The 11,402-nt window shown below is 45.3% G+C and carries 7 protein-coding genes, 1 pseudogene and 1 riboswitch; of the genes and pseudogenes, 3 read left to right on the forward strand and 5 right to left on the reverse strand.

The features are described from left to right. The first annotated feature begins 456 nt into the window (after positions 1-456). Positions 457-2,157: a bifunctional UDP-sugar hydrolase/5'-nucleotidase UshA gene (ushA, locus tag AB4185_RS05645; RefSeq protein WP_017064205.1), complete on the forward strand. Its 1,701-nt coding sequence runs from the start codon at positions 457-459 to the stop codon at positions 2,155-2,157. A gap of 51 nt (positions 2,158-2,208) precedes the next feature. Here the strand turns inward: ushA and AB4185_RS05650 are convergent. The 5 genes and pseudogenes from AB4185_RS05650 to AB4185_RS05670 all read right to left on the reverse strand — a co-directional run bounded on the left by AB4185_RS05650 (position 2,209) and on the right by AB4185_RS05670 (position 6,523). Beyond that, positions 2,209-2,874 (reverse strand): annotated as a pseudogene (locus tag AB4185_RS05650) (MarC family protein). 228 nt (positions 2,875-3,102) lie between these two features. Further along, positions 3,103-4,092 (reverse strand): GGGtGRT protein, encoded by a 990-nt coding sequence (locus AB4185_RS05655; RefSeq protein ID WP_372135097.1) that lies wholly within the window; start codon positions 4,090-4,092, stop codon positions 3,103-3,105. A 25-nt stretch (positions 4,093-4,117) separates the two neighbouring features. Beyond that, a complete protein-coding gene (locus AB4185_RS05660) occupies positions 4,118-4,810 on the reverse strand; it encodes an iron-sulfur cluster assembly scaffold protein (protein WP_017071044.1) in 693 nt (230 codons plus the stop codon). 194 nt (positions 4,811-5,004) lie between these two features. Then, positions 5,005-5,089, reverse strand: a riboswitch (Fluoride riboswitch). A gap of 155 nt (positions 5,090-5,244) precedes the next feature. After that, a complete protein-coding gene (locus AB4185_RS05665) occupies positions 5,245-5,538 on the reverse strand; it encodes a YebG family protein (protein WP_008223840.1) in 294 nt (97 codons plus the stop codon). Positions 5,539-5,626: 88 nt separating this feature from the next. Then, the gene (locus AB4185_RS05670; RefSeq protein WP_017059889.1) at positions 5,627-6,523 is read right to left on the reverse strand and encodes a LysR family transcriptional regulator; all 897 of its coding nucleotides are present in this window, start codon (positions 6,521-6,523) and stop codon (positions 5,627-5,629) included. A 208-nt stretch (positions 6,524-6,731) separates the two neighbouring features. On the opposite strand from AB4185_RS05670, the gene AB4185_RS05675 reads away from it, so the two are divergent. Then, a complete protein-coding gene (locus AB4185_RS05675; RefSeq protein ID WP_137001990.1) occupies positions 6,732-7,682 on the forward strand; it encodes a TDT family transporter in 951 nt (316 codons plus the stop codon). Positions 7,683-7,809: 127 nt separating this feature from the next. Then, on the forward strand, positions 7,810-11,286 hold the full coding sequence (gene recC, locus AB4185_RS05680) for an exodeoxyribonuclease V subunit gamma (RefSeq protein WP_372135099.1): 3,477 nt from the start codon (positions 7,810-7,812) through the stop codon (positions 11,284-11,286). Positions 11,287-11,402 lie beyond the last annotated feature (116 nt).

The raw sequence follows: 11,402 nt of genomic DNA on the forward strand, positions 1-11,402 counted from the left end.
CTCGAATAACAAGCGCTGCCGTTAGCAAAGTTAATTTAATTGCGTTCATCATAAAGAGAGCGCCCTCGTTATGAAAGGGCGTATCGGGATAAAGTCTGTAAAATGATATTGCTTGTCTTTTGAGAGATAGTTTTCATTATCCGGATATTATACCTCGCTCTTAAATATGGGCGTTCTTACTTAAGTAGCGCGGTGCCATTTCATTTCCATGCCTGACACTTATCTTTAGTCCATCCTCTTGTTAGCCGTATCAATAGAGTGAGTCACACTTTCTTTATAAATTCATGTTTATTATCAGAATTATTCGACTTCTGTTGATTAATCGCTTGTGCCTACAGTTAGGGTAAATACTCAACTTTCCAGACATGTAATTAAGAGAACGATCACTAAAACCCTGCAAGATGTCAGTATATTGCCTGCCATAACGACATTAAAACGATTAATAAAGGATCTTCTATGAATTTTACTAAGTCTTTACTGGTGTTATCTATCGGCGTAGCGATGGTTGGTTGTGGCTCGGACAGTGACGATATCGCAGTGACATGTGACACTGCCGCTTCTTGTACCAAGTTTACTGTTTTACATACCAACGATAACCATGGTCGCTTCTGGGAAAATAGTAAGGGTGAGTATGGAATGGCGGCTCGTAAGACGTTGATTGATAGTATTCGTGCGGAAGTGACTCAAAACGGTGGTGAGACGATCCTACTGTCCGGTGGTGACATTAATACTGGTGTTCCAGAGTCTGATATGCAGGATGCGATACCAGATTTTGTTGGCATGAACCTTCTTGGTTACGATGCGATGGCATTAGGTAACCATGAATTCGACAACACCTTGGATGTGCTTGAGATGCAATCTGAGCTAGCTGACTTCCCGATGCTTGCGGCGAATATTTATATCAAAGATGGAGACACAGTTACTGATGAACGCCTTTTCTCTCCATATAAAGTATTCACCATTAATGGTTTAAAGATTGCTGTTATTGGCCTGACAACCAAAGATACGGCTAAATTAGTTAATCCTGACAACGTCGCGACAATTCACTTTGCCGACCCACAAGTTGAAATCAAAAAAGCCATAAAAGAAATAGAGGCCAATGAAACGGTTGACCTGATTTTTGCTACCACGCATATGGGGCATTACGCAGATGGTCAGCATGGTAGTGAAGCGCCTGGCGATGTATTGCTTGCTCGCTCTCTAGAAGAAGGTCAGCTAGATGCAATTATTGGTGGACACTCTCAAAACCCTGTTTGTATGGAAGGCAATGAATACGCCGACTTCAACCCAGGGGATGACTGCAAACCTGATCAGCAAAATGGTACCTACATCATGCAAGCTCACGAGTGGGGTAAGTATGTAGGCAGAGCTGACTTTGAGTTTTATGACGGCAAACTGCATTTAGCGAAGTACGATCTGGTTCCTGTGAACCTAAAAGAGAAGGATGAAAACGGTGATTATCAGTTTATTCAATCTGAAATAAAGCCTGATGCAGCTGTAAAAGCTACTCTCTACCCATATCAACAACAAGGGCAAGATCTCCTCGATGTCATCATCTCAAAGACAGATGCAAAACTGGAAGGTGATCGTGATGTTGTTCGTTCAGAACAAACTAATCTTGGTCACTTGTTAGGAGAAGCATACCGCACTTATGAATTGGTGAATGCTGACTTTGGTGTAATGAACTCTGGTGGTGTCCGTGACTCAATTGCGGCAGGAGACATTGCTTATCGTGATGTACTGACGGTTCAACCTTTCGGGAACTTCGTGACTAAAGCAACGATGACAGGTGCTGAAGTAAAAGCGTATTTGGACGTTGTTGCGACGAAGACTGCAGGATCCGGCGCTTATGCCCAACTCGACAATATCAGCTTAACGGTTGACTGCGATTTGAGTGATGTGACCATTCGAGACATCAATGGCAAAGGTTTTGATTTAGCAGACACTTACACGTTCTCCGTGATCAGTTTCAGTGCGGCTGGTGGTGATGACTACCCAGTAATTGACGTTGAATCGACACAGTTAACGGATGCCTCGGTACTGCGCGAATTCTTTGTTAAGAACCCTGATGTCACTGCAGCGAATTACGCACCAGCGGATGGTGATCTAATCTACATGAGTAAAGGTTTAGAAGTAAAAGGCTGCCCTGCGAACTAATTTATAATTCGTAAACAAAAGCGCCAAAGAAAATAGCCAGCGAATCGCTGGCTATTTTTGTATCAGAAATTTGTTGTTCTGAGCTGAAACAAACAGTGCCTTATAAGCTTGCTCAATCCCTTCAATCAACATCTGCATACCGATTACCGCGAGTATCAACCCCATCATTCGAGTAATCACGTTCAGTGCGCTTGGTCCAACGGCTTTAACGAAGCGCTCGCCAAATACAAACAATACGTAGGTTAAGGCGCATAGTAGGCCAAAGGCGACGATGGTTTCGTAGATGCCTTCGGTGCTGGCAAAGTTCATCGCGGTGGCAATGGTGCCCGGTCCGGCTAATATTGGCATTGCCAGTGGCGAGACGGCGATACTGAGCGCCGCATCTTGTTGAGCGTCTGAGTTGACCTTCTCTTTTGCTTTAGAGTGTGTTGAGTCACCTTGCAGCATATGAAAGCCAATCAAGAACACGAGGATCCCGCCGGTGATACGAAGCGCGTAAAGCGTGATACCAAAGAGGTCGAAGATGAGTTTACCCGAGACAGCAAAGGTGCTGACGATGATGAAGGCGATGAACACTGAGCGGAAAGCGATAGACTTGACCGTTTCCCTATCATTATCACCTGTTAATCAAAGAAAGATCGGTGTGTTGGCGATAGGGTTCATGATGGCAAAAAAGCCCATGAACACGGTAATGGTATGAATGATGAGCTCTTTCATATTATTCCTTTGAAAATATGTAGTTAAATACGACAGCAGAATGTATTTAATCTTAGATACAAATAATTATTAGAAATAGATAGTAGAGCAAGTGTGAATAAAAAACAGCCAGCATAAGGCTGGCTGTTTGGTTTTAGTGATAGGTGTAGAGTTTTAGTCGTCCGTTATTGCTTGATTCTCAACTAACAGACTCTACATAACAGGCAGATTGTGGGACTCACTTTGTCGTTATGCGTGTTGAGATTCACTCACTGCCACAGCCAATGCAACCGTCGCTCCGACCATTGGGTTGTTGCCCATGCCGATGAAGCCCATCATCGCCACGTGAGCAGGAACTGAAGAGCTACCTGCGAACTGAGCATCAGCGTGCATTCTGCCCATGGTATCGGTCATGCCGTAAGACGCTGGGCCTGCTGCTACGTTATCTGGGTGCAATGTTCGACCTGTACCGCCACCTGAAGCAACTGAGAAGTATGGCAAACCTTGGCGAGTGCGTTCTGCTTTGTAGATACCCGCTACTGGGTGTTGGAAGCGTGTTGGGTTGGTTGAGTTACCCGTGATACTCACATCCACTTCTTCTCTGTGCATGATCGCTACACCTTCACGTACATCATCAGCGCCGTAACACAAGATCTCGCCACGAGGGCCTTGTGAGAAGCGGCGACGTTCTGTTTCAACTAGCTCACCCGTTTGGTAATCAAATTGAGTGCGAACATAAGTAAAGCCATTGATGCGAGAGATTAGGTAAGCGGCATCTTTACCTAGACCGTTCAAGATAACTTTCAATGGTGTTTTGCGTGATTTGTTCACGTTCAGTGCAATCTTGATCGCACCTTCTGCTGCAGCAAAAGATTCGTGACCCGCAAGGAAGGCGAAGCAGTGACTTTCTTCATTGAGAAGACGAGCGGCTAGCGCGCCATGTCCAATACCAACTTGGCGTTGTTCAGCAACACTGCCAGGTTTGGTGAATGCTTGAAGACCTTCACCAATAATATTAGCGGCTTGTTCTGCGCTGGTGGCTTTACGAAATAGCGCCAGTGCTGAGCCTAGGATATAAGCATCGGCAGCGCTTTCAAAAGCGATAGGTTGTGTGTCCATCACTAATGCTTTTGGGTCGACATTATGTGATAAACAGTATTGGTTTGCTTGCTCTAAAGAGTCGAAGTTCATTTCTGCCAATACGCGAGTTACTGATTCATTAAATTGAGTGTTCATCATATCTTTCCTCTTTTATTGGCAAAAATTATTGTTGACGTGGGTTAATGGTGGTCACGGCTTCGTCGAAGCGACCATAAGTCCCTGTCGCAAGGTCGGCCGCTTCATTCGCTGGCACGCCTTGGTTAATCGCCTTCATCATTTTGCCGAGGTTGAGATATTCGTAGCCAATCACTTCGCTGTGATCATCAAGTGCAAGCTTGGTTACGTAACCTTCTGCAAGCTCTAGGTAACGAACGCCTTTTGCTGCGGTTGAGTAGCTGGTGCCAACTTGGCTGCGCTGTGTTTGACCTAAGTCTTCTAGTGCTGCGCCGATCTCTAGGCCACCTTCAGAGAAAGCCGACTGAGTTCGACCGTAAACAAACTGCAGGAAGATTTCGCGCATCGCGACGTTAATCGCGTCACATACCAAGTCAGTATTCAGCGCTTCTAGAATGGTTTTTCCGGTGAGGATTTCCGCAGCCATCGCGGCAGATTGAGTCATACCTGAACAACCAATCGTTTCGATTAATGCTTCTTCGATGATGCCGTTTTTTACGTTAAGAGTCAGTTTTGCAGCACCTTGTTGTGGTGCACAAGTGCCAACACCGTGGCTTAAGCCAGAAATAGCGATGACATCTTTTGGGCTAACCATTGCGCCTTCAACTGGAATTGGAGCTGAATTGTGAAGATCACCCCTTTGAATAGGGCACATTGATTGAATTTCTGAAGAGTAGTGCATAATGTTTTCTCACTTATAGAGCCATTTAAGGCCTAGGGCGTTGAGAAAACAGGACGTGTTGGAAGAGGTGCGGCTAATTCACTACAGATCTTGAGTATCGATAATCCAAAGGTGTCATGGAACTTGGTCTTAATAGACTAAGTCCATTTCAAAATGGAGGAATAGCGATACGTCCAACAGTATTACCTGTTTTCGATTCTGTAGGAGTCATTAGCACTGTTCGGAAAGAACGGGCGGTTGAAGCAAAAGCTTAGGTGGAACCCCATCACCTGATGGCTATAGATTAGATCTTCCTCACACTTTCATGCAAGCGAATGTTTAGAGCGATTTCGACTATAAACAAGCTTCATTATATTTCGATAAGTATAAAAAAACGCCAATAACGAACTCTGATTAGAGGCGTCATTGACGTTTTTTAGAAAGATATCAGCTAGTTAAGCTGCATCTTCTTCTGCGTCTTCAACAGCTTCAAGCTTCTTAGCTTTTTTCGGAGCTGGCTTACGCTTAGCACCTAATGCGTAAAGAACTTCTTCTTTGTTCTTCGCTAGGTACATTGCAAGTTCTTCTTGCTTGCCTTCATCTTCAACTAAATCGCTTTTGCCTAACAGTTCAAAAAGCTCATCAGCCATATCCAGCATTTTGTCGTATGCGTCAGCTTCGGCTTTAGAGGTAAAAGTCATTTTCTCTTCTCCGTTGCGTTCCACCACGTACTTGACGATAACAGCCATGGTTAATCCTCTAAGTTTGATAAATTTTACTGGCTTTTTATACAGTTTCTGATGTTAAAAGTCCAGTTGGAGCCCGTACTATGCGGCCTCAATCTTGATGTGCCGCCCAGTCTTCACAATAACTCATGAAAGATTTCAGCAGTGGGCTTTGATATTTGTCTTTATGGACCAGCATCCAGAATCGGCGTTTCATATCAAGTGGCACATTAAGCGCTTTTACTCGGCCTGAATCGATCGCTCGCTGAGCAGCTAAACGGGACAAACAGGCAAAGCCAAGACCGGCAGAAACAGAGTTGATGATTGCTTCTGTGGTGTTGAGTTCAAAAGATTCATACCAATGTTCGATGCGCGGTGCGACGGCACGAAGGAAAAACTCGCGAGTCCCTGAGCCTGATTCACGTAAAATCCAATGGCTGTCTTCTAAATCGCTTAAAATCACTTTTTCTTTGGCAACGAGAGGATGTTGATTACTAACAATAATGCACATTTCATCGCTGCTAAACTGACTCGAAATGAGTTCAGGGTGTAATGTTTTTCCTTCAATTAGCGCGATATCAAGTTCATAATCCACCAACTTTTGGCAGATCAGGGCACTGTTTGAAATGAACAAGCTTTGATCCTGATGTTGAGTTCGTTCGCGAAAGCCTGACAAAATAAACGGTGCGACCTGATTACCAATCGTGTCACTCGCGCCGACCTTTAGATTGCCACTTAAAGGCTGATCATCACGGAACAAAACATCAATACCAGCAGCACGATGTAATATTTCATCCGCCAATGGAAGTAACTTATGTCCCTCTTGGTTGAGAATTAATCGGTTGTTGACCCGGTCAAATAGAGAGTGGCCGAGTTGTTTCTCCATTTCGCCTAGTGCCATGCTGACCGCAGCTTTAGACAGAAACAGAGCCTCAGAGGCAGCAGTCAATGTCGAGTGCTGAGTAATAGTGACGAACACTTTGAGCTGTTTTATTGAAATATTAGCCATCAGATTCCTAGTTTTACTCTGCTGGTGAAAATGGATTCTGTTCAGTATTGATGAACACTTGTTATATATAATTGGATATTGTTTAACGAAGCGCAAGCGTATTATGGCTTCAACAAGCTGATGAGTTCACAAGTTTAGTGAATTAGGTTTAAGAGAGGCTGACATGATTCAACGTATTAAATATAGATTAACAGGAGCTCCAACACCCATGGCAGGGTTAGCACTCGCAATTGCAAGCTTAGGCTGGTGTTGGGATGGTGTTCTAGTCGCACAAGGTATCTTACACACACCGGGTTTGGTGCAGTGGATCAGTGCTGGCATTGCGGCGGTATTACTTCTTGTTTTAGCTGTGAAATTTTTGATTCATGGTCACCTATTGCGTGAAGATCTTGCTCACCCTGTTGTCGGCAGTGTGGTACCAACATTTGCAATGGGGTGCATGGTGGTGTCAGCGTCTTTGGCGCCAATCTCTCAATTCTTACAAGAAGCTATGTGGTTGGCTTCTGTGGCTTTGCATGTTGTGTTTCTAATGAGCTTTTTGTACCACAGAGCTAAAAACTTTGAGATTCACCACATGGTGCCAAGCTGGTTTGTGCCACCGATCGGTATTATCGTCGCTGACGTCTCTTTCTCAGGTAATCCAGTTTTAGAGCCAGTAGCTAACGCGACTTTGGTATTCGGCTTATTGGTTTACGCAGTAATGCTACCAATCATGGTTTACCGTTTGATCTTCTCTCACGAAGTGCCAGATGCTGCAAAACCAACGATTGCGATTATGGCAGCACCGGCAAGCCTATCTTTGGCGGGTTACTTAACCGTTACTGCTAACCCTTCACCTGTGATCATTGGTTTACTATTTGGTATTGCAGTGTTGATGACGTTCATTATCTATATGGCGTTTTTCAAACTACTTCGTCTTCCATTTAGCCCTGGTTATGCAGCGTTTACCTTCCCAATCGTGATTGGTGCAACAGCCTTGTTCAAACTGGCTGCGTGGATGCAAGCACAAGGTATTGAAGCGCATTACATCAATCAAGTGTTTGGCCTAGCGTATCTAGAATTGATTGTGGCAACGTTTGTAGTGGGTTATGTGGCGGTTCGTTATTACATGAATTACAAACCTCACCGTGTTCTAAGCGCGGTAGGCAGTAGATTGTAAGAAGCAATAGTTCAAAAGATAAACGGAGCTTAAGTTTTCAGTATTTCATAAGCTTATATTCCTAATCCAAACTCGGCACTTATGCTAATCTGGCTTTATATTGTGGCAAGATTAGCGTGAGTGCACTTTGTTTACTGTTTACCATTCCAATAAAGTCGATACTTTAAAAATCCTTCTCGTTCATTTAATCAAAAGTGATCCTTTAGCCAACCCTTTCGAAAAAGAGCAGATCTTGGTTCAGAGCCCAGGTATGTCTCAATGGCTTAAGATGGAACTCGCCAAAGAGTTTGGTGTAGCAGCAAATATAGACTTTCCTCTTCCAGCAACCTTCATTTGGGATATGTTTACCCAAGTGCTTCCTGATGTACCTAAACGCAGTGCTTTTAACAAGGAAGCGATGACGTGGAAGCTGATGAGTTTGCTACCCGCTAAGCTTGACCACCCTGATTTCTTACCCTTACAACGCTATCTTGAAAACGACGAAGATGATTCGAAGCTGTATCAATTGGCTGAGAAGATTGCCGATATCTTCGATGGATACTTGGTATATCGTCCTGAGTGGATGGCGATGTGGGAAGCGGGCGAGCCCGTTACAGAATTGATTGATGGTGAAGGGCAGCAAGAACACCCTTGGCAGCCAATTTTGTGGAAGGCACTCTACGAGCAAACCCTGTCTCAAGGCCAATCGAAATATCACCGTGGTAACCTGTACCACGACTTCATTGAAGCGCTAGCCAACCAACAAGGTCAGCTACAACGCTTGCCGAAACGTCTGTTTGTGTTTGGTATATCGTCGCTGCCTCCTCGTTACATGGATGCCTTGAAAGCGCTGGGTGAGCAGATTGATGTTCACCTGATGTTTACCAACCCTTGCCAACATTACTGGGGCGATATTCGTGACCGTAAATACTTGGCTAGAGTGGAAGCGCAACGTCGTAAGCAGTTTGCTCTGATTGATGGCTTGCCTCAGCTAGAAGGCGAAGTCTCACCATTAAAAGATGGCATTGAAGCCAATATTGAAGACGAACTGCATACCAGCCAAGCGGTAGGCAATAGCTTACTCGCATCTATGGGTAAGTTAGGTAGAGATAACCTGTTCTTGCTATCTCAATCAGACAGCGAAGAGCATGAGTTCTTTATTGATGTCGAGAGAGATAACCTGCTGCATCAACTGCAAGCCGACATTCTCCAGTTAGAAGAACACCAAGATGATCACATCTTAGACTCCAGCAACCACAAACAAGTGGTTGAGCTGGGTGATCGCTCATTGACGGTACATGCTTGTCACAGCCCAATGCGTGAGGTTGAAGTTCTTCATGATCAGCTGTTAGCAATGTTTGACGCTGACCCGACATTAAAGCCACGCGACATTATCGTGATGGTGGCAGACATCAATGCTTACAGCCCTGCGATTCAGGCGGTATTTGGTAATGCTCCGGGTGAGCGTTATATCCCTTACTCGATCTCGGATCGAACGGCAGACCAAGAGAGCCCGATTCTGACCGCGTTCATGCAGTTGGTCGCGCTACCGAATACGCGTTGTTTAGCGTCTGAGTTGTTAGAGCTACTAGAAATCCCAGCGATGATGGCACGCTTTGGCATTGATGAATTTCAATTCGAGCAAGCTAAGCAGTGGGTTGAAGAAGCAGGCATCCGTTGGGGTGTCGATTCGTCTACCGCAACTGAGTTTGATTTGCCTGCCACCGAGCAAAATACCTGGCTATTTGGTATCCAGCGAATGTTATTGGGTTATGCGATGTCGGATTCTGCGGGTCTGTTTGAAACCGAACACTCTCCAATTGCAGCTTATAACGAAGTTCAGGGCATTAACGCCGAACTTGCTGGTAAGTTAGCGCACTTTATTGATCGTGTTGCCCATTACCGTCAACGCCTTGCTGAGACGCAATCCATCGATATGTGGCGTGAAACCTTGCTGCAAATGATTGATGATTTCTTCGCCGTTGAGCTAGAAGGCGAGGTGGTGCTTAAGTCGATTCGTGATGCACTTTCTCAACTGAATGAACAGCTTGATGATGCCTTGTACGAACAAGAGCTATCGCCAAGCATTATCTATCAGTACTTGAATAATAAACTGTCGGGTGCGCGTATCAGTCAGCGTTTCTTAGCGGGGCAAGTTAACTTCTGTACCTTGATGCCGATGCGTTCTATCCCGTTCAAAACCGTCTGTTTGTTAGGCATGAATGATGGGGTTTACCCTCGCTCAATGCCGCCAGAAGGTTTTGACCTGATGAACGGGCGCACTCGACCTGGTGATCGTTCTCGTCGTGATGATGACCGTTACCTATTCTTAGAAGCGATGTTGTCGGCGCAAGAGTGTTTATACATCAGCTATGTCGGCCGTTCGATTCAAGATAATACTGAGCGAGTACCGTCGGTATTGGTTTCTGAGTTGATTGAGTACTGCCACCAGAACTACTGCCTAAGTGCAGATCAAGCGTTACCAAGTGATGATTCTGGTATCAAACTGACTCAAGCAATCAGCTTTGAACACACCATGACACCATTTAGCCCAGCAGCCTTTACGCAAGGTGATGCAGGTCATGTATTGAGCTACGCCAAAGAATGGCTTCCTGCGGCAAATCGTTCTGGTGAGCGCAGTGGTGAATTCAATCGCGCTTTGGATGACTATTTGCTTGGTGCGAGCTATCCGTTAGAACTCGATTTGGTTGAGCTACAGCGTTTCTGGCGTTTGCCGGTGCAATACTTCTTTAATCGCCGTCTAAAAGTCGTGTTTGAGCCACCGCTTCCGGTAATGGAAGACGACGAGCCGTTCGTGCTTAATGGCTTAGAAAGCTTCCAGCTTAAAGATGCGCTGCTGCAAGTGTTGCTGGACCACCCAGAAGGCGCAGACGAAGCGGTGCGACTGTTTGTCTCTGAGCAAAAAGCCCAAGGTCGATTACCGGTCGGCGCCTTCGGTGACATCGAATTTGAAACCAACCGTGTTCAAGCGGAAGACTTAGCCAAAGAGATTAGATTTGTGAGCGGATCACCGCAGCAAGATCTCGAAGTGAATATCGAGTTTGACGTGTTAGGCGAAGGTAAGCCTGTTCGCTTGATGGGGTGGTTAACTCAAAACTATCAATCAGGTCTAGTGCGTTTCCGTAGCGGCAAAATACGCTCTCAAGATTACTTGGCTGCGTGGATTGATCATCTATCCTGCGCTGTTATGGGACACGGAAAAACGACCCATATTATTGGCTATGACAGAAAAGAGGGCGTGGTTCACCAAACGCTACAACCTATCGGCGATGCGCAGCAAGCGAAGAGTATATTAGCTGAGTTAGTACGACTGTTTTATCAAGGTATGACTGCACCATTGCCATACTTCCCGAAAACGGCATTAGCTGGTGTTGAAGCGGGCTTTAGCCGTGGTAAGTGGGTCGATGATGAAGAAAAGTCACTTAAGAAAATGGCCGATACTTTTAATGACAGCTTCGCTTTCACTGGCGAGGGGCGAGATACCTACATCTCGCGTATTTGGCCTAAATGGGACGATGAGCTGGCTGCTGAGTCGCGTATGTATTCAACGCTTGTGTTACAGGCGGCAAGGTTGGCGGCGGCTGATCTGGAAGATCAGGAGTAGGTGGCTGTGATCGACAAGATCAGTAGCGTTTGCGCTGAATTAATGAAAGACAAAAGAGAGTCGCTGGTAAGCGTTTGGTACGCTTGCTTTCAAGATGAAGGGAATCAAGGTGAATA

Source organism: Vibrio sp. 10N.286.48.F5 (assembly GCF_041469785.1).
Classification (GTDB): Bacteria; Pseudomonadota; Gammaproteobacteria; order Enterobacterales; family Vibrionaceae; genus Vibrio; species Vibrio crassostreae_C.

Bases quoted from the DNA above. Each gene is read 5' to 3' on its own strand.
- ushA (WP_017064205.1), top strand. From the start codon at position 457: ATGAATTTTACTAAGTCTTTACTGGTGTTATCTATCGGCGTAGCGATG.
- AB4185_RS05655 (WP_372135097.1), bottom strand. From the start codon at position 4,092: ATGATGAACACTCAATTTAATGAATCAGTAACTCGCGTATTGGCAGAA.
- AB4185_RS05660 (WP_017071044.1), bottom strand. From the start codon at position 4,810: ATGCACTACTCTTCAGAAATTCAATCAATGTGCCCTATTCAAAGGGGT.
- AB4185_RS05665 (WP_008223840.1), bottom strand. From the start codon at position 5,538: ATGGCTGTTATCGTCAAGTACGTGGTGGAACGCAACGGAGAAGAGAAA.
- AB4185_RS05670 (WP_017059889.1), bottom strand. From the start codon at position 6,523: ATGGCTAATATTTCAATAAAACAGCTCAAAGTGTTCGTCACTATTACT.
- AB4185_RS05675 (WP_137001990.1), top strand. From the start codon at position 6,732: ATGGCAGGGTTAGCACTCGCAATTGCAAGCTTAGGCTGGTGTTGGGAT.